This is a genomic window from Archangium sp., assembly GCF_057119385.1.
In genome coordinates, this window is record NZ_DBNGVP010000095.1 from 87784 (window position 1) to 112625 (window position 24842).

15 protein-coding genes are annotated in these 24842 nt (G+C 67.0%); 14 read left to right on the plus strand and 1 reads right to left on the minus strand.

Annotated elements, in window-relative coordinates:
* Positions 1-37: 37 nt before the first annotated feature.
* Together AC16DP_RS23370 and agmC are read left to right on the plus strand one after the other, a co-directional pair.
* Positions 38-2140, plus strand: coding sequence for a PQQ-binding-like beta-propeller repeat protein (locus AC16DP_RS23370; protein WP_329726651.1), 2103 nt, complete (start codon positions 38-40; stop codon positions 2138-2140).
* A gap of 318 nt (positions 2141-2458) precedes the next feature.
* A complete protein-coding gene (gene agmC / locus AC16DP_RS23375; protein ID WP_329726650.1) occupies positions 2459-7393 on the plus strand; it encodes an adventurous gliding motility protein AgmC in 4935 nt (1644 codons plus the stop codon).
* Between the two features lie 404 nt (positions 7394-7797).
* Here agmC and AC16DP_RS23380 read toward each other — a convergent pair whose 3' ends face one another.
* Positions 7798-9606 (minus strand): OmpA family protein, encoded by a 1809-nt coding sequence (locus AC16DP_RS23380; RefSeq protein ID WP_329726649.1) that lies wholly within the window; start codon positions 9604-9606, stop codon positions 7798-7800.
* Between the two features lie 410 nt (positions 9607-10016).
* Here AC16DP_RS23380 and tssJ point away from each other — a divergent pair, with 410 nt between their 5' ends.
* The 12 genes from tssJ to tssG all read left to right on the plus strand — a co-directional run bounded on the left by tssJ (position 10017) and on the right by tssG (position 24788).
* Positions 10017-10553 (plus strand): type VI secretion system lipoprotein TssJ, encoded by a 537-nt coding sequence (gene tssJ, locus AC16DP_RS23385; RefSeq protein WP_483956863.1) that lies wholly within the window; start codon positions 10017-10019, stop codon positions 10551-10553.
* Positions 10550-11917, plus strand: a complete 1368-nt coding sequence (tssK, locus tag AC16DP_RS23390) for a type VI secretion system baseplate subunit TssK (RefSeq protein ID WP_329726647.1) — start codon at positions 10550-10552, stop codon at positions 11915-11917. The genes tssJ and tssK overlap by 4 nt, the downstream gene beginning before the upstream one ends.
* Before the next feature lie 15 nt (positions 11918-11932).
* Positions 11933-12625 (plus strand): DotU family type IV/VI secretion system protein, encoded by a 693-nt coding sequence (locus AC16DP_RS23395; protein WP_329726646.1) that lies wholly within the window; start codon positions 11933-11935, stop codon positions 12623-12625.
* Entirely contained in the window at positions 12622-16248 is a 3627-nt protein-coding gene (tssM, locus tag AC16DP_RS23400) for a type VI secretion system membrane subunit TssM (RefSeq protein ID WP_329726645.1), read from the plus strand. Before AC16DP_RS23395 ends, tssM begins: the two co-directional genes overlap by 4 nt.
* Before the next feature lie 2 nt (positions 16249-16250).
* The gene (gene tagF / locus AC16DP_RS23405) at positions 16251-17180 is read left to right on the plus strand and encodes a type VI secretion system-associated protein TagF (RefSeq protein ID WP_329726644.1); all 930 of its coding nucleotides are present in this window, start codon (positions 16251-16253) and stop codon (positions 17178-17180) included.
* A 14-nt stretch (positions 17181-17194) separates the two neighbouring features.
* Positions 17195-18865: a type VI secretion system protein TssA gene (gene tssA, locus AC16DP_RS23410; protein ID WP_329726643.1), complete on the plus strand. Its 1671-nt coding sequence runs from the start codon at positions 17195-17197 to the stop codon at positions 18863-18865.
* A gap of 83 nt (positions 18866-18948) precedes the next feature.
* Complete coding sequence (tssB, locus tag AC16DP_RS23415) at positions 18949-19446, plus strand: type VI secretion system contractile sheath small subunit (RefSeq protein WP_329726642.1); 498 nt, start codon at positions 18949-18951, stop codon at positions 19444-19446.
* A 21-nt stretch (positions 19447-19467) separates the two neighbouring features.
* Entirely contained in the window at positions 19468-20952 is a 1485-nt protein-coding gene (tssC, locus tag AC16DP_RS23420) for a type VI secretion system contractile sheath large subunit (RefSeq protein ID WP_329726641.1), read from the plus strand.
* 114 nt (positions 20953-21066) lie between these two features.
* On the plus strand, positions 21067-21558 hold the full coding sequence (gene tssD / locus AC16DP_RS23425) for a type VI secretion system tube protein TssD (protein ID WP_329726640.1): 492 nt from the start codon (positions 21067-21069) through the stop codon (positions 21556-21558).
* A gap of 65 nt (positions 21559-21623) precedes the next feature.
* A complete protein-coding gene (tssE, locus tag AC16DP_RS23430; RefSeq protein WP_329726639.1) occupies positions 21624-22022 on the plus strand; it encodes a type VI secretion system baseplate subunit TssE in 399 nt (132 codons plus the stop codon).
* 10 nt (positions 22023-22032) lie between these two features.
* Positions 22033-23784 carry a type VI secretion system baseplate subunit TssF gene (tssF, locus tag AC16DP_RS23435; RefSeq protein ID WP_329726638.1) on the plus strand — a complete coding sequence of 584 codons (1752 nt, stop codon included), beginning with the start codon at positions 22033-22035 and terminating at the stop codon, positions 23782-23784.
* A 23-nt stretch (positions 23785-23807) separates the two neighbouring features.
* Positions 23808-24788, plus strand: a complete 981-nt coding sequence (gene tssG / locus AC16DP_RS23440) for a type VI secretion system baseplate subunit TssG (protein WP_329726637.1) — start codon at positions 23808-23810, stop codon at positions 24786-24788.
* The last annotated feature ends 54 nt before the right edge of the window (positions 24789-24842 follow it).

Below are 24842 nucleotides of genomic sequence, written 5' to 3' on the forward strand. Positions count from 1 at the left end.
CCCCGCGTCTGATTCGTCAAAGGGTTTGGAGGTTACCGTGAAGCTGCGCAAGGTCTTTGGAGCGCTATTAGCGCTGGGGGCGCTCGAGGGTTGCGACATCAAGGGCAGCTGCGAGCAGGACGCAGAGTGCCCCGAGCAGCATTTCTGCCATACCGAAGTGAAGCAGTGCTTTTCTTCCCGCTACTCGGAGCTGAAGATCCTGACGCTGGGGGAGAACGCCGTGGTGGGCGGTGCGCCTGTACAGATCCAGGCCCGGCTAGAATTGGAGTCGGGTGCCAACCCCGTGTACCCGCCGCAACTGAACCTCACGGTGACTCCGGCCAGCGGAGGAACCCCCACCACCGTGACGCTCTCACGCACGGGGGAGGGAACATACAGCGCCGAGTGGACCCCTCCTCCGGGAGAAGGAACGTACACCCTCCAGGTGGCCCATCCCGCGTCGTGGGGGCCGACCCGCTCGGTGCAGGTGACGGTGGATCGCACGGCGCCGGCGTTGGCGGTTCAAGTGCCCGAGGCGCAGCCCGCGACGCCCAAGGACGGCTTCAGCTATGCGGACCCGATGGCGGGCTCCGCATGGGTGAGAGACCAGACCGTGACGGTGCTGGTGGAATCGGATTCAGCGGATATCGATCCGGCGAGCCCGCGAGTGGTGGTCCGGGGGCACAACGGCGGTACGGACGTGACGGACCTCGCGGTGAGGCAGGTGACCCCGTGCACCAAGGCCTACTGCGGCGCGGTGGACGTGCCGCTGTGGCGTCCGGGGCTCGAGGCCTTCCGCGGCACCTTCCAGATCGAACTGGCGGTGAAGGACCGGGTGGGCAACGAGCGCTCGGCCAGCGGGAGCATCCCGGTCACGCGCTGGAAGTGGGCGTTCGATGGGGCGTCCGGGCCCATCGTGAGCACCCCCGCCATCGGTGAAAAGGGGACCGTCTACTTCGGCACCAGCGGCACCAACGGGAAGGTGTTCGCGCTCAACCCCGAGGGCACTCCGAAATGGGAGGCGCCACTCGGTCCGGTGAGCGGCAGCCCAACCGTGGGTCGCGCCCCCGATGGGACCGAGCGCATCTACGTGGGAGCCGCTCCCGCCACTTCTGGGGGGGTCCTGTTCAGCCTGAATGGCATCACCGGCAATACGACTTCGCAGTGTCCAGAGGCGGGCCGGAACCTCGGCTGGGGGCCCATCCGCTCAGGCACCACGCTCTTCGACTCGAGGCTCGGTCCGGGTCTTCCCGCCACCGAAACCGCAATGGCTTTCTCCCATGGGAGCGCGGTGATCATTCTCGGGCCCGACGTCAACCGGTGTGGCAGCCTTGGCTCTTTCGGCACCATGCCTGGATCGAGCGTGCTCTCGAGGGGCCTCGATGTCTACTACAGCGTTGCCTACCCTCAGGATCCGCCGTTCGAACAGTTCATGATCACCGCCCTGAACTTCGAACTCGGAAGCAGTCGTGCTAAGGAAGGCTACTCCGTGCCGGAGCCGCGGGCTCCGGTGACGGGCATGGCCTTCGCGCAGACCGGCACGGAAACCTACCTGTTGACCGCCCAGGGAGAGAACTCGTCGAACTCGGGAGGAATCCAGGCCTTCGACGCCGAGCGGGGCAACAATCCAGCGTGGAATTATCCGTCCTCCTTCTCGGGAGTAGCGCCGGTGCGCAACCTGGCCCTCGGAGCGGGCAATGTCCTGTTCTTCGGCCATGAGGCCGCGACGGGTTCAGCGCCACTGACGGCGATCGACCTGTTCGCCACGGCCCCCCGCATCAGCGTTCCGAACGCGGGAAGCTTCTCGGGAGGCCCGGTCCTGGGCGCTGGCGGTGCGCTCTATGCCGCCTCCGCGACAGGACCGGCCGCCGGCATTGGCGAGGTGTCGGCTTGGAGTTCGAACAACCTGACGCTGCGTTGGAAGCTCAGCGACAGCGTTGGACGCGCACAGGCGACGCCATCGCTGGACTGCGCACGCCAGGCAGATGGAACCCCAGCGGCTCAGGCCAAGGGGGTGCTGTACGTGCCCGCCCTCGACGGCCGGCTGTACGCGCTCGTCGTGGACAGCCCGGGCCTGGACAAGAATGCCCCCTGGCCCAAGTACCAGCACGACGCGCGAAACACCGGAAACTCCGGGGCTCCGATCACCAACTGTCCGTAACACGCGTTCACGGGCTCCAGCCCCACCATGCCAGGAGGCCCCCCACACTCGGGCCTCCTGGGGGACGAGCCCGTCCTATCGGCAGGTCTCCCCACTCATCCCCCCTGACGCCTTCCCCACTACCGCCACGGACTCCGTGACGGGTGGCCGGGCGAGCATCCCGCGTGAACCGGGGGCTCGCCTGGGGTAACTTCGCGTCCTGGATCTGCCCCTGGGGGGGCCAACGAAGACCGAGCAGCGCTCATACGGCTGAGCGAGGAGCGATCAGTGGATGACCACCACCTCAATCCAGGCGCGGGGCGCCGGAGACACGAACTGATGAGATACGTGTATACGCGGGCACTGTTGTTCCTGGTGCTCCTCGCATCTGGCGTCGCCGTGGCGGAACCGGACACGTTCGGTCTGGGAACCCATAGGGATGGCGCTCTGAACGCGCGCAATCCCTCGATCGTCAACGCCTACGCCCATGTTGTCACGAATCCGCTGGCTCCTGGGGACATGGAGATCCTCATCAGCGGCGTGCGGGAAGGCAATGAGACTGGGAGAAATACAGCAGACACTGCCTTCCAGACGGGCGATCTGGTGATGGTCCTGCAAACGACCGGCGCCGTGCCTCCCATCCCGACTGGATTGACCACGGCTGTCGACCTCGAGGCCTACAATGTCGGAAGGTGGGAGTTCGCTCGGCTGGCGTCAGCCAGCACCAGCAAGCTGACCCTCACGGCGCCGCTCATGCACGGGTACCCGGTCACCGCCACCCAAGTCATCCGCGTGCCCGAATACAGCACCGTCACTGTGGGCAACTCGAAGGAAATCACAGCAGAGACATGGGATGGCAGATCGGGTGGCGTCATCGCCTTCCTGGCCGATGGAGCTGTCACCGTCACCGGCACCGGCACCAACGCCGGCATCATCAATGCCAGTGAATTGGGATTTCGCGGGGGAGTGTATAAAAATGGTTCGGCAGCCTCCACCAGTTGCACGACCAATTCTGGCTCGTCCCCAGACTATGCCCAGAAGGGTGAAGGGGTGGACAGCACGCGCTACGCCGCATCCGGCGACCTTGGTGCCAATGAAGGAGCAGGTCGCGGCAACTTTGCGAACGGAGGCGGTGGAGGCAACTGTCCCGTCTCGGGCGGAGGAGGCGGAGGAAACGCCGCGCTGGGTGGTAACGGTGGACCGAGCACCACCGGAGGAATGGGAGGAGTGCCTCTGCTCTACTCCCTGCTCGATCGCCTCACCTTTGGAGGCGGCGGCGGAAGTGGCCACGGAACACGGCTCTCCTTTGGTCAGTCTAATGGCGGACGTGGGGGCGGCATCATTTTCATTCGGGCAGCAAGTCTGACCCTCGAGAGTGCCAATTCCATCCGTGTATCCGGCAAAGCAGGTACTGCTGGCGGCAACAGGTTAGTGCTAACCGACCCAGCGGACGGTGGTGGTGGTGGTGGGGCGGGAGGCACCATCCTCGTGAGACTGACGGGTACCCTCAACTGTAATAACCAAACCATCATTACAGCCAGAGGAGGAGCCGGAGGGGACGTAGACTCTGGAGCTTCGCCCACGCCGAGTGCAGGAGGAGGCGGCGGTGGCGGCCGGGTGCTCTACCAGATGGGCACGACAGAGATGTGCTCCAGTCCGATCGCGACAGTGTCTGGCGGTCTTCCTGGCTCAGGCACAACGGTGGGTGCCACAAGTGGCGGAACAGGCTCCGTTTCTTCGCTTCCGGGTCCGTTTCCAACACTATTGGCACCCACGTTGGACCCGGTGGCCCCAGCGGATGGCGGGTACACCAATCTGCGAAGGCCCACGCTCACGGGAGGACGTGACACCGCTTATGCGGGGCGTCAGGTGGTCATCTATCAGGGCAGTGTGGAAGTGGGACGCACGGTCGCCGACGCCAGCGGCCGTTTCTCCTTCAAGATGCCGCAGGACCTCTTTGATGGTGTGTATCAAGTCTCGGCGGCCTTCGCCTATCAGGGGGTCCAGAGCCCGAAGAGCACGGTCCAGACCTTCACCGTGGACGGGACGCCTCCGGCGAATCCCCTGGTGGATCTGCTTGCATCGAGAGAGGCAGTCCCAAACATGCTCATCGGCCTGCCTGACCTGGAGGCTGTCACCAGCAAGCTCTACATCAGCGGAAGGTCGGAGCCGGGAAGCACCGTCACCGTCCAGCAAAACGGTCCGAGTGGTACCTTCCCCCCAGCGTCGGCCACCACTGATGCCCTGGGCAAGTGGCGGGTGGGTATCGTCCAACCCTCCAACGTGGAGACCGCCACCTACACGCTCACGGTGTCGGCTGAGGATAGAGCGCACAACACGAGCCCACCGTCGATCACCCTGACATTCCGTCTGGACACCAAGCTACCGGCAACTCCCGTGTTTCAGACAGTGGGAGGAGTGACGGCAGGAGGCACCGTGCCCGCCAATTCACTGCGGCCGGTCTTGGAGGGAACGGCGGATAACGGAAACAAGGTGGTCGTGACGCTGAGCAGGACGGGAACCGGCGCGGAGAGCCAAACCCTCGAGACCACCTCGAGTTCGGGAGGTTGGAAGGTCGTTCCGTCCGTCCCACTGACGGACGGCGCCTCCTATAATGTGGACGTGACGGCCTTCGACTTGGCTGGAAACGAGCAGGCCGGAATGCGCAAGAGCTTCAGCGTGGATGTGTCGCCTCCTGCGTTGGTGATCTCCAGAGTGGGAGCCAGCAGCAGGTCGCCGGCGTCGGGCATGCTCATCGGCACGCCCGACCTGTCCTCTTCGAGCCTCTCCCTCAGCGGGACGGCGGAGGCGCTGAGCAGCATTACGGTGCGGCAGATCGGCCCGGGTTCGCCCGCGGACCAAGTGACGTCCGCTGATGGGTCGGGCAATTGGAGTGTGAACCTCGCACAACCGGCCAACACGGACACCACCTACTACTCGCTGGAGGTGAAGGCCAAGGACACGGCGAACAACACGACCACGGCCACGCTGGATTTCAGGTTGGACACCAGGATACCGACGGCACCCTTTGTCACCTTCGTTGGCGGAGTGGCACCTGACGCCAGCTGTGCCGCGTCTGGCGTCTTCGTCACGACCAGACAGCCGTTGATCCAGGGAACGGGTGAAGCCAGAGGAACCGTGAACGTGACCTTGGTGTCCTCCTCTACCGTTCCGTCGACCGTGGTGAACGGTTCGGGAGCATGGAGCGTTTCGCCGACCGGCACGCCCTTGACTGACGGCGCCTATACCTTGACCGCGACGTTGACGGATGAGGCCGGCAACCCAAGTGAACCGGCCACCTACTGCTTCAACGTGGATGCGACCAGGCCAGACAAGCCGACGGCCATCGCGGTCGTGACGACGTCAGCATCCGGTACAGTGACAACCCCGGCGGTCAGTGGCATGCGCATTGGCCGGGCCCTCCTGACGGAGGTCAGGGACGTACCTGTATCCGGTGAACCCGTGCCGAATGGCAAGCTCAGCATCACCGGTAGTGCCAATGACACCACGGGTCCTGTTGCCAAGGTGCAGTTGAAGCTGATCCCCCTCAACCCGGCGTTGGCGGTGATGGAATCCCTGGTGACCGTCACGTCCGGAACCTGGACCAAGGACTGGCCCGGCCTGGCGAGCGGCTCCTACGCGTTGGAAGCCCGAGCAGTGGATGCGGCCAACAACATCGGTGATCCGCAGACGATCTTCTTCGAGCTGGATCTGATCCGCCCGACCGCCACGGTCACCGGACGCCCAACCGAGGGCACCATCACCGCCTCCAAGGAGTTCGCCTTCGGTTTCGACACTTCGGAGCGTGTGCAGGCCTATGAGTGCACGATCAACAACAGCCTCGTGCCTTGCACCAACCCATTCCTCTCCTCGGTGGCGATTTCGGGCACCTATCAGCTCAAGGTGTGGGTGACGGATATGGCCGGCAACAAGTCCCTCGACCCGGCCACGCGGAATTGGACCGTGGATACGGACCAACCCGTCGTCTTCATCCTGAACCGCTCCTCCATTCCCACCGGGGGTAGCTCCACGCAACAGACGGACATCACCTTCCAGTTGCGCGCGAACAAAGAGGGCCTGGATATCTACTGCCAGAAGGATCTCGATTCCGCGGAGTGGGCCAAACCCTGCGAGTGCACCAGATGGGAACCCGCTTCAGATGGAAAGCTGCCGCAGGTTTGCATCAAGACCTATACGGATCTCTCCGAAGCCCCCCACGTGTTCGTCGTGAAAGCCGTTTCGCCGACGACGAATGCCGAGACCTCCGAGGCCGAGCGGCAGCGGAACGAATGGGTGGTGGATAAGACGAATCCCGACACCTTCATCACGGAAAAGCCGGGCGACTGGGTGGCAGTCAATTACGCGACGGTGAAGTTCGCCACGCCGACCGAATCCCAGACTCCCGACTTCCAATGTGAACTGACCAAGCCGGACAGCACCATCGTGGTGTCCAAATGCTCCGGGTCCAGTTCCCACTTGATGTCGGGTCTCGCGGACGGGAGTTACACGCTCCGGATCAAGGCCATCGATGCAGCCGGCAATGAGGAGACAGACCCCGCGGTGGTCTCCTGGACGGTGGACACCCAGGGACCCGCCGCGCCCGTTCTCAATGTCCCCTCGGCGGGGAGGCGGTACAAGGATCTCCTCCTGACGGGAACGGCGGCTGGGGAGCCCTTCAGCGTCGTGTCGGCCTACGTCGATGATCCTGAAGGAACAGGGACGCCCATCGGAACAGCGACAGTCACCGCGTCGGGAACATGGCAGCTCACCGTCGCGGCGGAACGCAAACCGGAAGATGGGCTCCATTCCGTCACCCTCAAGGCAACGGACAGGGCTGGCAATCCGGGGACGCTGTCCGTGCCTGTCAGCTTCTTCATGGACAATCAACCCCCCTCCGTGCAGATCAGCGGGCCAGACAAGAACACCGCGAGCCGAACCGCTGCGTTCCAATTCATCACGAACGAGGAGGGCGTCACCTTCCAGTGCAAGCTGGACCTCCAGGACCCAGTGGAGTGCGGCACGAACGTGTCGTACGCCGACCTCGAAGAAGGACCGCATACACTCAACGTCTATGCGGTGGACGAGGCTGGAAACAGGCGGGAGGTAGGCTACAGCTGGAGCGTCTATCTGGGCCGTGACATCCGCGCCGAGGGCGGAGGACTGGGTTGTTCCACCACTTCGGCACAGTCTCCAGCGCTGTGGCTGCTCGGGCTGTTCGGGCTCCTGCTCGACAAGGCCTCCCGGCGCCGGGGAAAGACGGCGGACAGGCAGTAACGTGGCGGCGGGTGTCGGAGATGGGCCAGGCGCCTGTCTCCGCCCACCTGCCGCTCCGTGCTCCACCCCGATGGATGAGCGGTGAGGCCTCGCGGTTGCGTGAGCCTCCCGCACCAGTGGTGGCGAGCCAGCCTCCTGGCGACCCTGGAGTTCGGGCCTCAAGCGGACGCGCGGGTCACGCGGGGGTGCATCATTCCGCAAGAGCCGGCTGCCCTTCGCGCTCATGACTGGTGGCCCAAACCAGACGCGCCGCAAGCCACGGCTGCAACTCTTCAAAAGAGCCCGCTGGCTCGGGCATCGAGCACCACCAGGCCAGCAGGCCCTACGCCCGCCAGTGGTCCCCACCCGTGCCACCCGGGAAAAACACTCCCCAGGAGGCACGAGGCGGAAGACCGGCTACTCGCCTACCGCTGAGGTGCCACCGAGCCAGCCTCGCTGTCTCGGATGATGAAGAAGTCCACCCGGCGGTTGTTCTCGCGGCCAACGGACGTGGCGTTGCTGTCGATGGGCCGGTCAGAACCGTATCCCCTGGCATCCAACCGCTCAGCGGCCACGCCCTTCCCGATGAGGTAACGCCGCACCTCTTCAGCGCGCCGCTGGGACAGCCGCTGGTTCTCATCCCCCAGGCCACGGTCGTCCGTATGCGCCCCCACCACGACCCGAGGAAGCTCCGGGTGCTCGCTCATCACCCTGGCCACCCAATCCAGCACCGAGAAGGAGCGCTGCTGGATACGGGCCTGCGAGGCCTCGAAGTACACCTTGCCGCGGAGTTCGAGTTGCCTGGCGGTGATGGACACCAGCGGAGTCTCGTGCTCCGGGCAGCCCAGATTGCTCTCAGGGCCAGGTTGGTTGACGCAGCTATCCACCCGGTTGGGCACGCTGTCCTTGTCCGAGTCGTCCTCCGGGCAGCCCTTGCGCTCGATTGGACCGGGCTCGTCCGGGCACGCGTCATCATCGTTGGGGATGTTGTCCTTGTCCCGGTCCCTCACGGGGCAGCCCCGATCGGGGCCCGGTTCCGACGGACAGCTGTCGTCGTCGTTCTTGAACCCATCGCCATCATCATCGGGCACCGGACAACCCTGGTTGGCCGCGGGACCTGGCTCCGCGGGGCACCCGTCCAGCGTGTCCTCGATGCCGTCGCTATCACTGTCCCGAGGGGGACAGCCCTTGCGATCCGGCGTCCCCTGCTCGGTGGGACACATATCGGAGATGTTGAGCACGCCGTCTTTGTCGCTATCCATGTCCGGGCACTCCTCCGCGGAAACGGAGAGTCCCAGCTCGCACCTGACGGAAGATTCGCCAGGCCCGCGGCGTGGCATCACATTTCCAAAAGAGCCTCCCGCCAGTACCCGGAACAGCGGCGTCCCCGGCGTCTTGCCTACCCCCACGCCGGCAAGAGCGAACACCTCGAGCGACGGGTTCACCAGGTAGCGCACCCCCGGCATCAGCTCCACCGAGCTTGGCTGCTTCGACAGCGCCACCATGCCCCGGACGTTGACCTCCCACCGCATCCGGCGCCCCGTCGACACCAGTGCCGCACCGATGCGCAGTTCGTTGCCCAGCTGATCCTGGATTTCGGAACCCGCGTCGGTGATACGCCCTCCCGGGCGAATCATCACTCCCGCGTCCAGCGCCGTCCGGAATGCACCGAAGCGCCGCCCCACCATCACCCTCGGCAGGTAACGCAGCCCATCATCCCGTGCATACGCAGCCTCGTTGCCCACATTCAGCCCAACATCCCCCCCTACCGCCACATCGAACCCGCCCTGTGCGTCCTGGGTGAGCAGCCCCAGACGCACCCCCACCGTGGGTGTGCCCAGCAAGAAGGATTTCGGAGCATCCGGGTCCGGAGCGCCCGGTCCGAGATTCTGCAACAACACCACTGGTAGCTGGACACCTACCTGCAACCAATTCATCAACGCATAGGCTGCGGACACATGCATCGTCCCCCGGCCGCTCACGGCCTCCTCTGGCTTCCCCTGCCGGAACAGCATCAGTGGCCGGTGCGCGTAATGACCCACCGCGGAGAGGCGGAAATGCCCGGGCTCGAGCAACTCCCCCGTTCCCACGACCAGCGAGCCCTCCGCTCCGGGATTCAGGTCCAGACGCTCCAATTCGAAGGGCTTGAATGCAGTCGTCTGCGCGAAGGCCGCGATTCCCGGCAACAACAGGAACAGCACCAGTGCGCCAAGCGCGAGAATCCTTCGTCCCATGGCTCCCCCGCTTCGGGTGTGTCGTGGCGCAGTACGGCTGCGCCACAGCGTAGATCCGCCGGTCAACAAGCGGCGGCACTCTAGCAGGAAATGATCCTCAACCACGGTCATCTCGTGGGACCAACGCCTCGACTGCGCCAACACATCCGTATGTAGCGCTACAGGTCTGTCCCGCCGCTCGGGAATCCCTTACGCACTGATCGTGGACTTGCAGCCTGTCGGACACTCTGGCAGGTTTCACCCCGCCAATCCGACCTGTTGTGGGGGGCTTACCGCACGTGCGAAGAGGACTCGTGAAGGCGCAGCCACACGCATGCCCCGAGGCATTTGTCCGCTCCAGTCGTCGCGGCAGGGGAGCTCTGCTCTCGCTCCTGCTCGCGGCCACCGCCGCTACCTCGTGCGCCAAGCGCATCGCGCCCAAGCCGTGCGAGACCCCTCCCCCCATGCAGGTCGTCCTGGACGTCTCGGACCAGGTGAATCCTGATCCGCGCGGGCGCTCGCTGCCCACCGTGGTCCAGGTCATCCAGCTCAAGGACAGCGCGAAGCTGGAGCGCGCGGGCTTCCGCGACCTGTGGGGCCGCCCCAAGGAGTTCCTCGGGGAGGACCTGCTGGCGGTGGCCGAGTTCACCGTCGCCCCCGGTCAGAAGTTCCAGCGGTGGATCCAGCGTGATCCCAAGGCCCGCTTCATCCTGACCATGGGCCACTTCCGCCAGCCGCTCGGATACTCGTGGCGCACCGTGTCCGCCCTGGACCCCGTGCCCGAGCCCTTCTGCGTGGAGCGGCCCGCGGGAGATCAGGGCGAGCCCAGGCCCGGTGACGTGCAGCTGCGCTACCGGCTCCAGGGCTATCAGATCGACATCCTTCGCACCCAGTTCTCGCTGACGCAGCCGGCTCCCGCCGTCCCGTCCGCGGCCGAGGTGCCATCCCACCCCAAGGGGAGTGCATGAAGAACGCGCAACGCGTCGTCTGGTCGGAGGGGATGTTCATGAGTCCCCACCACATGCAGCAGCTCGACCTCTACCACGAGAACCTGCTGGATCTCCGGCTGGGCGCGCTGGAGCCGTACCCCTGGGGCGTGTTCTCCCTGGAGTTCGACATGGAGGCGCTGCGCGCCGGCCGCGTGCAGCTGCGCCACTTCAACGGCGTGCTCCCCGATGGCATGCCGCTCGCCCTCCAGAACGGAGACCCCGAGGCCCCGCCGTCCCGCCCCACCGAGGGCGCCTTCCCGCCGGCCCAGCAGGTGCTGGACGTCTACCTGGGCGTCCCGCGTGAGCGCAGCGGCGTGGAGAGCTACGGCGGCAGCGAGCGCACCAGTGGCAACCCCCGCTTCACCCCGACCAACCGGCCGGTGAACGACCTGACCTCGTCCACCTCCATCGTCCCGGTGGCCTTCGCGCAGCGCAACGTGAAGCTGCTCTTCGGCACCGAGCCGCGCGAGGACTACGACGCCATCAAGATCGCCGAGCTGTCCCGCGACCGCTCCGGCAGCCTGACGCTCGTCGAGAACTACATCCCGCCCACGCTGCGCATCGACGCCTCGCCCTACATCATGAGCGAGCTGCGCAACCTGCTGCGGCTCATCGTGGCCAAGCAGCGCCAGCTCGCCTCGCGGCGCAAGCACCGGGACGCCTCGGCTCTCGAGTTCACCGCCTCGGACGTGACGCTCTTCCTGGAGCTCAGCTCCCTCAACGGCATCATCCCGCTGCTGCAACACGCCATCGACGCGGGCAACATGCGGCCCCACGCCCTCTACCTGGCGCTCAGCCAGTGCGCCGGGCAGCTGAGCACCTTCGTGGCGGACGCGGATCCCACCACGCTGCCTCCCTTCCAGTTCATCCAGCTGCGCGCCACCTTCGAGGAGCTCTTCCGCCGCCTCCAGTCGCTGCTGCGCTCCGTGGCCCTCGAGCAGTGCCTCTCGGTGGCGATGCAGTCCGGCGAGGACCGGCTCTACCGCGGCAAGCTCGAGGACGAGCGGCTGGATCGCTGCGGCCAGTTCTTCCTCTCCGTGCGCAGCGAGCTGCCGGAGAAGGTGGTGGCCGAGCAGCTGCCCAAGCTCGCCAAGCTGGCCAGCTGGGTGGACATCCAGAGCATCGTGCAGGCCGCCTCGCCCGGCGTGCCCATCCAGGTCAACTACCGTCCCCCGCCCGAGGTGCCCATCCAGCCGGGGACGCTCTACTTCTCCCTCTTCACCTCGGACGGCTACTGGAGGAGCGCGATGCGGGATCGCACGCTGGCCCTCTACCTGCCGCACCCCTTCGACGCCGCACAGACGACGGTGGAGCTGCTCGCCGTCCCCACCGCCAGCCGCTGACGACGACCCCACGCCATGCAACGAGTCACCGAAGCCACCAAGGACTGCTTCGACGCGGCGATCCGGATCCGCAACTCGGATGCCGCCTCGGTCCCCCCTCCCGAGGTGCTGCACCACCGTCTGCGCGGAGTCGTGGACGAGATGCTGCGGCGCGCCGCCGTGCTGGGCTTCAGCCACCAGGACGCCCAGGACATGGCCTACGCCATCGTCGCCCTGCTCGACGAGGCCGCCCTCACCCGGCCCGAGCCCTACCGCTCGTTCTGGATGACCAACCTGCTGCAGCTCCAGTACTTCAACGAGAACGTCGCCGGTGACGGCTTCTTCCACCGCCTGCAGGGCATCCGGAAGGATCCACACCGCGCCGAGGTGTTGCAGGTCTACTACCTGTGCATGCTCTTCGGCTTCCAGGGCCGCTACCGCATCCGCGGCGGCGAGCTGGAGCTGATGACGCTCATCGACTCGGTCCAGAAGGACCTGGAGCGCGCCAAACCCTTCGACTACGACGTGCTGTCGCCGCACGGTGAGCGGCCCACCGAGTCCATGCTCACCGGCAAGCGCAGGCTCTCGCCGATGGTCATCTCGCTGGGGGCGATGATGCTCGCCCTGCTCGTCTATGGCGGGCTGATGCTGGGTCTGGATGGCAGCGTCGAGACCTTCCTGAACGAGATCAAGCTCCACGTGGCCACCAACGGCGGAGGCACGCAATGATCTGGGCCATCGTCATCACGGCGCTGGCGGGCCTGGCGTGGGGAGCGATCTCCATGCTGGGGATGCCTCCGCTCCTCACCGGGCTCGCCACCACGGGACTGCTGCTGCTGTTCGCGCTCGGCAAGTGGATCGTCGGCAAGGTGAAGGCGCGCAAGGCCGCCAAGAAGCTCGAGGGCGCGCTGGAGCAGCAGGCCGAGGAGCAGATCAAGACGGTCCGGCCGGACCTGCAGCCGGAGATCAAGGCCATGCAGGCCGAGTTCTCCAAGGCGGTGGAGGCGCTCAAGACCTCCAAGCTGTCGCGGGGCCGCAAGGACGCGCTCGCGGTGCTGCCCTGGTACCTCATCGTGGGACCGCCGGGCGCGGGCAAGAGCACCGCGCTGCGCAACTCGGGGCTGAAGTTCCCCTACCTGTCCGCCAAGGGCGGCGGCGTACGGGGCGTGGGCGGCACGCGCAACTGCGACTGGTGGCTCACCAACGAGGCCGTCATCCTCGACACCGCCGGCCGCTACGTGAGCAGCGAGGACGACAAGCCCGAGTGGTTCGCCTTCCTCGACACGCTGACGAAGTACCGCCCCAAGCGGCCCATCAACGGCCTCATCGTGGCGGTGAGCGTCAGCGAGCTGATGGGGGTGGATCCCCAGGTCGCCGGTGAGCTGGGACAGAGCATCCGCGAGCGCCTGGATGAGATCACCTCGCGCCTGCGCACGCTGGTGCCCGTGTACCTGATGATCACCAAGTGTGATCTCATCCCCGGCTTCACGGAGATGTACGCGGACCTGACGCGCTCCGAGCGCGGGCAGATCTGGGGCTTCACCTCGCCCATGAACGCGCAGGCGGAGGCCTCCACGGACCTGCTGCTGGAGCGCTTCGACGAGCTGGTGACGGTGCTGGAGCAGCGCACGCTCAAGCGGCTGGGCCAGGAGCGCCGGCTGGAGTCGCGCGAGAACATCTACCAGTTCCCCCAGAAGTTCGACTCGCTGCGCAAGAACCTGGCCGAGTTCATCCAGCCGCTCTTCCTGGACAACGTGTACCAGGACACGCCGGTGATGCGCGGGTTGTACTTCACCAGCGGCACCCAGGACGTGAAGCCGATGGAGCGGCTGGCGAACTCCTCGGGCGAGTTCTTCGGGGACTCGCGCCCCCAGGAGACGAGCGCGGAAGGCCGCAGCTACTTCCTGTGGGACATCTTCACCAAGGTGATGTTCCAGGACCAGGAGATGGCCGTCCGCAGCTCCATCGAGGAGCAGCGCTACCGCAGACGGCAGCTGGTGCTCACGGCCACCTACTTCACGGCCGCGGCCCTGATGCTGGTGCTGCCCATCGTCTCCTACTTCCAGAACAAGTCGCTGGCGCGCGACGTGCGCGATGCCATCACCGCCGTGCAGCTCGATGCCCGCGACGACATCGCGCGCATGAAGGACCTGTCCCCGCTGCAGGCACGGCTCCAGGAGCTGACGAAGCACAAGGCGGAGGGTGTCCCCTTCTGGCTGCGCTTCGGCATGTACCAGGGGGACAAGCTCTTCCCGCAGGCGCAGTCCTTCTACAACACCGCCCTGCGCCGGGTGCTGCTCGGCAACCAGTACGAGCGCATCGAGCAGAACCTGAAGATCTTCTCGGACAACCAGGACTCGCCGGATTGGAAGCCCGGCGCCGAGGATTACGCGCAACACTTCGACGCGTTGAAGATGTACCTGCTCATCACCTGGCCGCACGCCCAGCGGGAGCCGTCGCTCGACGAGGCCCATCAGGACTGGCTGGTGGACCAGATGGTGCGGCACTGGACGCACGTGAAGGGCGCGGGAGGAGAGGCCCACCTGCAGCAGGCCATCAGCCGTCACGCCCGCACGTACATCCAGATGCTGGCGGCGGACCCGGAGCAGCTGGGCTTCGCCCGTGACACGAAGACCGTGCGCGCCGCGCGCCGGGCCCTCAACCGCGTCCCCGTGACCACGCTGGAGATGGACCGCATCGTCGCCGACGTGGGCCGTGAGTACCCGGATCAGACGCTGGACGACATCGTCGGTGCCGTGCCCGCCATGCATGCCACCAAGCGCGTCCGCGGCGCCTTCACCAAGACCGCCTGGGACCAGGTGGTGCGCTCGCGCCTGGAGTCCGCCTTCAAGAACAAGGAGGCCTGGGTGCTGGACCGGGACGCCAAGGAGGACGAGGAGCAGTCCCGCGCCGAGCTGCGCACGCGCTACTACCAGCAGTACATCCAGGAGTGGCGCGACTTCCTCAACTCCATCACCGTCCGGCCTCCGGATGACGTGGACCAGATGCAGGCCCTGCTCGAGAGCCTCACGCGCGGCAAGCCGCCCGCCTTCGGCAAGCTGTTCCGGGCGCTCGCCTACAACGTGCAGCTGGTGCGCACGCCGAAGGAGGAGGAGAAGAGCACGGCGCGCAAGATGCTCGAGAAGGTCCTGCCGCCCGACAAGCAGGACGAGAAGAAGCTGGTGGATCCGGACGCGGCCACGGGCGAGTACACGCTCGGTCCCAAGGACGTGGAGAAGGAGTTCGCCACGCTCATCCGCTTCAGCAACGAGAAGTCCCCCTCGGGTGACGGTGAGGAGCAGCTGACGGCGCAGGACTTCTACCAGGACCAGCTCGCGCTGGTGCTCAACGCCCTGCTGGGCGTGAAGGAGAAGCCCTCGGAGTCCGGCGCGCTGCTCGAGAAGATCAAGACCACGCGCGAGAGCGTGGCCATGCTCGTCAAGAAGTACGAGAGCAACGTCCCCATCCTGGAGAAGCTGCTGCTGCCGCCCTTCCAGGACATGCGCTCCATCGTCTTCGCCGGCGTGGCGCAGAACAAGAGCAACGACTTCTGCGAGGCCGTGGCCAGGCCCCTCAACGCGCTCATGGCCAACCGCTACCCGTTCGTCCGCGAGTCGATGCAGGACGCGCCCCTGGCCGAGCTCTCCGAGTTCCTGCGGCCCTCGGGCGGCACGCTGCGCAAGTTCCTCCAGCAGCACCTGGCCGACGAGGTCATCACCTCCGGCCGCAAGTGGACGTTCTCCAACCTCAACACGCGCGAGATGTACCGCGACGACCTGCTCACCTTCCTGGAGAAGGCGAACAACCTGTCCACCACCCTCTTCCCGGGGGACACGGTGGATCCGCTCGTCCGCTTCCAGGTGCGCGTGCGCGCGGGCACCTCGCCCGACACGGCGCCGTCGGAGATCTCCGCCATCACCCTGACGATCGACGGCACGGACGAGCTCTACCGCAACGGCCCGGACAACGTCTGGAAGCCGATGAGCTGGCCCGGCCAGGCCGGCAAGCTGGGCGCCCACATCCACGTGGAGAACGCCTCCGGGGCCACCGCCGACATCGACGAGCCCGGGGAGTGGGGCCTGTTCCGCCTGCTCGAGCGCGTGAAGCGCATCGAGCCCAGCGGTGACGGCCGCTTCTTCACCGCCGTGTGGGAGATCGAGGACATGAACGGAGCGCTCGTCGCCATCGACTTCCGGCCCGAGCGCACCGCCAACCCGTTCTTCGGCCTGTCGGGCAACAACACCTCCCGGCTGCTGCAGATCTTCCGGGATCCGGGCCTGTCGCCGCCGCTGGGGATTGCCCGCGGGGGCAAGGGCTGCATCGAGATGGTGAGCACGAACGGAGCCCCCTGAGGATGACGCAGGCGCCTCACATCGGGATGCTGGGCAAGGCTCCGCGCCACGCGGAGTTCGTCCGGCACAACGCGGCCAGCCCCCTGGCCCGGTACCTCTTCCGCTGGATGGAGGAGAGCACCGGCCGGCTGCACGGGGCCCGGAGCGCGTTGCCCACCACTCCCGTCAGCTTCGTCTTCACCGCACCCGGCGAGAGCTCGGTACTGGTGGGCGTGCTGGCGCCGAGCTCGGACAGTGTGGGGCGTGCCTTTCCGCTGGCCATCTTCCAGGAGCTACCCGCCGCGGACGTGGCCGGGCGTTATTCGCTGCTGCCGGAGACCCACCAGCCGTTCCTCCGGGCCAGCGAGGCGCTGCTGCGCGAGGCCGCCTCCCTCGAGGTTGCCCAACTGCAGGAGCGCACGGCGAAGCTGCCCACCGCGCGGCCCGGTGACCTCCGCGTGGCCGAGCGGCTCCGGGAGGCCCTGCTGTCCGAGAAGCGCTGCACGGAGCTGCTCCAGCACGTCGTCGGAGACCGCCCCGCCGAGGGGCGCTACTACGCGCTGCACACCTTCCTCACCGCCTGCACGGGCGAGCGCCACCGCGAGCAGGGCATGGCCGGCGTCATGCTGGACTGCCCCTACCCCTCGCACATGGGGCCCGTCACCTGGCTGGAGCTGTCCACGCGGCTGCTGCGTTGGGCCGCCCAACCCCCTTCCTTCTTCTGGTCCGACGGGCAGCAACCCCGGCTCGTGCTCTGCCTGGGCGCCGCGCCCCCTACCCTCCTGTTGCACCTGGCACAACCCTCGCGCCCGGCCACCAACGTCTGGCCCCTGCGCACCGACAAGCCCGCCGCCATGGAGCAGGCGAAGCAGGCCCTGTCCGCTTCGCAGCGCCAGGTCATCGATTCCTCCCACAGCACGCTCGAGCAGCTCCTGCGTGCCCTCGCCCGCTGAAAGGAGCGCCCCCCATGACGCCCTCTCCCGACAGCCTCCGCGAGCGTGCCAGCCAGTGGCTCGAGCCCATCTCCGCCGAGGCGCCCACCGGAGCCGCCTCCAAGCACCACCCCACCTACGAGAGCGTCTTCGCGGAGGTGGCCCGGCTCGAGTCTCCCACGGGCGATGCCGTGCGGTGGGACGAGGTCGTCCGCGATGCCGGGGAGCTGCTGCGGACCACCACCAAGGACCTGTGGCTGGCCTCCTACCTCGCCTACGGGCTGTACATGACGGAGGGCCTGCCCGGCGCCATCACCGGGACGACGCTGCTCGCGGAGCTGACCGAGCGCTACTGGCAGGGCCTCTTCCCCGAGGCCTCGCGCCTGCGCAGCCGGGGGCTCGCGCTGTCCTGGTACGTGGAGCGCATGAAGCACGTGCTCCCCACCCTCCAGGCCGACAGCACCTCGCCCGCCGTGGTGGACGCCCTGTCCACCGCCGTGTCGAAGCTCGCCGAGGTGACGCGCACGCGTCTCGCCTCCCAGGGCCCGGCGATGGGACCGCTCCTCACCCCCCTCGAGCGGCTGCGCGCGAGCATGCCCGCCGAAGCCGCGGCTCCCGCGGTGGCCACGCCCACGCCGTCCGCGCCCGCCGCCACCCCGCCCGCTCCGGTCACCGCCGCGCCACCCGCCGCCACACCGGCCCCCGTGGCACCGCCCGCACCGGTGGCCGCCAGCCCCGCTCCACCCGCCGCGCCTCCGCCTGCTCCGACCACGGCCCTCCACGCCTCCCAGCTGCCCGCGGTGCCCGGTGGCGAGCTCACCAGCGTGGATGCCACCACGGACTTCCTGCGCAACATCGGCTCGACGCTGACGAGTGCCTCCAGCGTCATCCGCCGCGCCAACCCGGCCGACCCGCTCTCCTATCGCTTGCTGCGCACCGGGCTGTGGCTGCACATCACACAGCCACCTCCCACCGGCGCAAATGGCAGGACATCCCTCCCGCCCCTGCCCGCCAACCTGCGCACGAAGCTGGAAACCCTCTCAACCCACTCCCGCTGGGCGGAGCTGCTCGACGAGTCCGAGTCCGCCCTGGCCCAGTATCGCTTTGCGCTGGACCTGCAACGTTTCAGTGTCCATGCCCTGGCATCCCTGGGCGACACGCATGCCGCCGCGCGTGAGGCATTGCTGTTGGAGCTGAGCAGTCTGCTCAAACGCATGCCCGCGGTGGTGGAGCTGGTGGCGTCCGACGGCACGCCCATGGCGGACGCGGCCACGAAGGAGTGGCTCAAGCGCGAGGTGCTCGCGAAGCCCGGCACCGCGCCACGCGCCGCCATCTCCATGCCCCTTCCTCGCGGGCTCGAAACTTCCGCTCCGGGTGCCGCTCCCGAGGGAGAGGCCCAGGCGCTGCTCGCCTCCGCCACCACGGCCCGCGCGCTCTTCGTCGCGCGGCTGCAATTGGCGCGCACGTATGCCCAGGCAGGACAACTCACCACCGCCCGCGCGCTCTACGAGGTGCTGGATGCCGAGTGCACCGCTCACTCTCTCGATTCCTGGGAACCGGCACTCGCCGCGGCCTGTCTCGAGGGATTCCTCACCTGTTGCCTGGCCACGAAAGAATCACAGGACATCCTGGTAGGAGATTACTGGATCCGTTATCGTCGTCTCGTCCAGCTCGACCCCGCTGCCGCCCTGCGCGTTCAACCCTGACAACGGGCAGCAACTCACGGACAAGCGCCACCTGGCGACGAACCCACCGCATCACCCACTTCACGTGAGAGGAGAAGCAGCAGATGAGCAAAGAGAGTTCCGTCGCCCCTACCGAACGCGTCAACATCGTCTACAAGCCCGCTACGGGCAACATGCAGGAGCAGGTCGAGCTGCCCCTGAAGATGTTGATGATGGGTGACTTCACCGGCCGGCAGGATGACCGCGCCCTGGAGGATCGCGCCCCCATCAACGTGGACAAGATGAACTTCACCGAGGTGATGGCGCAGCAGAACCTCAAGGTGGACATCTCCGTCACGGACAAGCTGTCCGCCGAGGAGGGCGCCAACCTGCCCGTGTCCCTGCAGTTCAAGAGCCTGGCGGACTTCGCTCCCGAGAGCATCGTCAACCAAGTGCCCGAGCTGCGCAAGCTGCTGGAGCTGCGCAGCGCGCTCAACGCCCTCAAGGGGCCCCTGGGCAACGTGCCGGCCTTCCGCAAGAAGCTCCAGGCGATGCTCGCCGACGACGAGGGCCGCAAGCGCCTCATCAACGAGCTGGGCCTCAACAACGGTGAGACCAAGTAGTCCAGAGCGGGAGCGAGAATCATGAGCACTCAGACCCAGACCCAGAATGCCGCGGGCGCCGCGGCCGCCGTTTCGCCCTCCCTGCTCGACGAAATCCTCTCCGAGGCGAAGATCAAGCCCAAGGACGAGGGCTATGACATCGCTCGCAAGGGCGTGGAGGCCTTCATCGCGGAGATGCTGGCCCCCAACCGCTCCGAGGAGCGCATCGACAAGGCCCTCGTCGACGCGATGATCGCGGAGATCGACAAGCGCCTCACCTCCCAGGTCAACGAGATCATGCACCACGAGGAGGTCCAGAAGCTGGAGTCCTCGTGGCGCTCGCTGAAGTTCCTCGTGGACCGGGTGGACTTCCGCGAGAACATCCGCGTGGAGATGCTCAACGTCTCCAAGGAGGACCTGCTCAAGGACTTCGAGGACTCGCCCGAGGTGGTGAAGAGCGGCCTGTACCGGCTGGTGTACTCCAACGAGTACGGCGTGTTCGGTGGCAAGCCCTACGGCCTGCTGCTGGGCAACTACGACTTCGGCCCGGGCCCGCAGGACATCGATCTGCTGCGCAAGTGCGCGTCCGTGGCGGCCATGGCCCACGCGCCCTTCATCGCCAACGCCAGCCCTGAGATGTTCGGCGAGCAGAACTTCCTCAACCTGCCCAACCTCAAGGACCTGAAGTCCCTGTTCGAGGGCCCGCAGTACGCCCGGTGGCACTCGTTCCGCGAGAGCGAGGACGCGCGCTACGTGGGCCTGTGCATGCCGCGCTTCCTGCTGCGCCTGCCCTACGGTGAGAAGACCATCCCCGTGAAGGCCTTCAACTTCACCGAGGACGTGGTCGGGCAGCACGACAAGTACCTGTGGGGCCACGCCTCCACGGCGTTCGCCACCCGCGTGGCGGACTCCTTCGCCAAGTTCCGCTGGAGCCCGAACATCATCGGTCCCCAGTCCGGTGGCGCGGTGGAGATGCTGCCGCTGCACCAGTACGAGGCCATGGGGGAGATCCAGACCAAGATTCCCACCGAGGTGATGCTCACCGAGCGGCGCGAGTACGAGCTGAGCGAGGAGGGCTTCATCGGCCTGGTGTTCCGCAAGGACGCGGACAACGCGGCGTTCTTCTCGGCCAACTCGGCGCAGAAGGCCAAGTTCTTCGGCAGCACGCCGGAGGGCAAGGCGGCGGAGACGAACTACCGGCTCGGCACGCAGCTGCCCTACATGTTCATCATGACGCGGCTGGCGCACTACGTGAAGGTGCTCCAGCGCGAGCAGATCGGCAGCTGGAAGGAGCGCTCGGACCTGGAGCGCGAGCTCAACCAGTGGATGAGCCAGTACATCGCCGACATGGATGACCCGGCGCCCGCCGTGCGCTCGCGCCGCCCGCTGCGCGCCGCCCGCGTGACGGTGGAGGACGTGGAGGGTCAGCCCGGCTGGTATCGTTGCAGCCTGCAGGTGCGCCCGCACTTCAAGTACATGGGCGCGTCCTTCACCCTCTCCCTGGTGGGCAAGCTGGACAAGGAGTGAGCCCGTCGCACCCGTGATACGTGGTTTCGCTGATACCGGGCTCCATCAACGCCGGGCCCCCCACCAGGGGCCCGGACTTCCGCGCCGTACGCGGCGCATACAACGAGGTGGCGAATGGCTGAGACTGTACACCTGTACCTGAAGGCGAACGGCACGGACATCAAGGGAGACAGCACCCAGACGAGCCTGGGCCGCGAGGGCTCCATCGAGTGCATCTACTTCGAGCACGAGGTCATCACCGCGCGTGAGTCCGGCTCCGGTCTGGCCACGGGCCGCCGTCAGTACCCGCCGATGAAGATCGTCAAGCGCATCGACAAGGCCTCGCCGCTGCTGATGAAGGCGCTGTGCGAGAACCAGGTCATCGAGGCGACCTTCAAGTTCTTCCGCCCCAACCCGACCGGCGACGGCACCACCGAGCAGTTCTACACCATCGCCATCAAGAAGGGCCGCATCAACAGCATCAAGCAGCACGTCCCTGACAGCTTCGTGCCGGCCAGCACCAACCTGCCCGCCATGGAGGAGATCACGTTCGTGTTCCACACGATCGACTGGACCATCACCAACGGCGGCGTGACGCACACCGACACCTGGGACACCCAGCGCTAGTCCGCTGTGCCCATGGTGCGCCCGGGTGAAACATCCCGGGCGCACCAGGGCCGGGCCCGCACGCCATGGCCGAACGAGGACTCCTGACACGTCTGGCCTCCAGCAGCCACGGCTCGCTGGCGCCCCGCGGCAACGTGGTGGCCGCCATCTCCGAGCACCTGCGGGCCCTGCTCAACACCCGGAAGGGAGAGGCCGCCGCGGCCCCTGCCTACGGGATCATGGACTTCAACGACATCATCCACATCCTCCCGGCGGCCATCCCGAGGATGCAGCAGTCCATCCGCACGGCCATCCAGGAGTTCGAGCCGCGGTTGAAGAACGTCGTCGTCACGCACGTTCCCGATGAGCAGGACCCCACCGCCCTGCGGTTCGACATCATCGCGCAGCTCAACGCCAAGGACGCGCGCGGCATGGTCCGCTTCCACACCGAGCTGAAACCCGGCGGCCGGATGAACCTCTGGTGAAAGGGCGAGGATGTTCAGCAAGTACTACCTGAGCGAGCTCAACTACCTCCGGGAGATGGGCCGGGCCTTCGGGCTCGCCAACCCGAGCGTCGCCGGCCTGCTGGTGGAGCGCGGCGCGGATCCGGACGTGGAGCGGCTGCTGGAGGGCTTCGCCTTCCTCACCGCGCGCATCCGCGAGCGCGTGGAGGACGACGTCCCGGAGATGGTGCAGGGGCTCACCGAGCTGCTGCTCCCCCACTACCTGCGCCCGGTGCCGGCGTGCTCCATCGTGGAGTTCACGCCCCAGATGCGAGCCCTGCGTGGCCGCTCGCGCATCACCGCGGGCGCCGAGGTGGCCTCCACGCCCCTGGATGGCACCAGCTGTATCTTCCGCACCACGCACGACGTGGACCTGCTGCCGCTCAGCGTGCAGGACGCCCTGCTGGACCGCTCGTCCGTGTCCTCGCCCGTGCTGCGCCTGTCCTTCCAGACGACGGAGCAGGGGCGCGAGGAGCTGCAGAAGCCCCTCGGGCTGCGCCTCTTCATCCACGGCGACATGTCCGCCAGCGCCCTCATCATGCTGTGGCTGCTGCGCTACTGCCGCCAGGTGCGCGTGCGCGGCGCCACCAGCGGGAACGAGGTGGTGCTGGACCCCAAGCGGAGCATCCGCCCGGTGGGCTTCGACCGGCACTTCCGCCTGCTGCCCTGGCCCCGGGCCTTCGACGGGTACCGCCTGCTCCAGGAGTACTTCACCCTGCCGGAGAAGTTCCTCTTCTTCGAGGTGCATGGCCTGGAGGCGGCCGCGTCCGCGCTGGAGGAGCGCTTCGAGATCTCCTTCCACCTGGAGCGCCCGCCGCCCCTGGACGCGCGCATCACCCGGGAGATGTTCCGCCTGCACTGCGCCCCCGTCATCAACCTCTTCCGGGCGCCGGCCAATCCCCTCTTCCACCACGCGCTGGGCCGCGAGCACCTGGTGCGGGCCGCGGAGTTGCAGCCCCCGCACGCGGAGGTGTACTCCGTGGACTCGGTGACGGGCCTGACGGCGGGCCGCAGCGAGCGCCGCACCTACCGGCCCTTCCACGAGTTCGAGCACACCCAGGGCGAGGGCTCCGAGCCCTCCTTCTACCGCCTGCGGCGCATCCACTCCCCCGTGGACGACGGCATCGACACCTACCTCACCCTGGAGACGCCGCGCGACGTGGCGCCCTCGCTCGGGACGGAGGAGGTGCTGTCCATCGATCTCACCTGCACCAACCGCTCGCTGCCCGCGCGGCTGCAGGTGGGGGACATCACCCAGTCCACCCCGGCCTCGCCCACCAACGCCAAATTCAAGAACATCACCCCGGTGAGCCGCCCGGCCCGCGCGCCCCTGGGCACGGAGCTGCACTGGCGGCTGCTCTCGCACCTGGCCATCAACCAGCACTCCATCGCGGATGGCGCCGCGCTGCGCCGCCTGCTGGACCTGTACAACTTCCAGGCACTGGCGGACAACCTCGCCGCCCGCGCCAGCCGCCTGCGCATCAACGCCATCCGCACCGTGGAGAACAAGGCCCTCACCCGCTTCCTGGAAGGCTCGCCCGTGCGCGGCAACCGGGCGCTGGTGGAGCTCGACGAGACGAATTTCATGGGGGTGGGAGACGCCTTCCTCTTCGGGTGCATCCTCGATGAGTTGCTGGCCTCCCATGTCACCCTCAACTCCTTCAACGAGCTGGCCATCCGGCTCCAGCCCTCGCAAACAGAGTTCGCATGGCTTCCGAGGAACGGCTTCCTGACCCTCTTGTAGAGGCGGCCAGGCTGCTGGGGGGAATGGCCAAGGAAGTCGGCTTCTTCCAGCTCGTGGCGTACATCGAGCGGCTCACCGCCGGGGCCGCCCGCGTGGGCAGCGTGGGCCCGGTCATGGAGGAGATGATCCGCTTCCGGCATGATCCCTCGCTCGGCTTCTCCTCGGGAGACGTGAGCGAGGTGACGCTGCGCAAGGTGCCCGTGCGCGCGGAGGAGCCGTACGCCCGGCGCCAGCTCTTTGAAGTGGTCACCCACTTCCTCGGCCTCACCGGCTCGGTGAGCCCGCTGCCGATGTACATCGCCGAGGAGATCGCCCAGGAGGACCCGGACCAGGCCGTGCGCCGGGAGTTCCTGGACCTCTTCCATCACCGGCTGCTGTCGCTGCTCTACCGCATCGAGTCCAAGTACCGCGTCACCAGCGAGTCCAACTCCACCAACACCGACCAGTGGTCCCGCCGGCTGCTGGCGCTCGCCGGTTTCGACACGTACGAGACGGAGCGCACCAGCAAGCTGCCCACGCGCAAGCTGCTGCGCATCGTCCCCCTGCTGGCCTCCCGCGCGCGCACCGCCGAGAAGATGGAGGCGGCCCTGGAGGACGTGCTCGGTGACCAGTTGGAGGGAGCGCGGGTCCGGGTGGAGCAGTTCGTGGGCCGCTGGGTGGACATCGACGCCCGGCTCCAGCTGGGCCGCAACAACCACATCCTCGGCAAGAACACGGTGCTGGGTGGCAAGGCGTTCGATCGCATGGGGAAGATCAAGATCCACATCGAGCCCCTGCCCACCCACCTGTACCGGAGGATGATGCCGGGTGGAGATCTGCTGCCGCAGGCCCGCGAGGTGGTGCGGCTCTTCCTGAAGGATCCGCTGGAGTACGAGTTCGAGCTGGGCCTGACGGAAGGCGTCACCCAGACGTTCAACCTCTCCAGCAAACAGTCGGCCCAGTTGGGGCTGGACACATGGCTGGGCAAGGGCAGGCAGATCCGCCTCTCGATTCCAGTCGTGTGAAGCACGGCCCTGGGGGGTGCCGGCAACCGACGGCGCTGGCACTCCTGATAGATT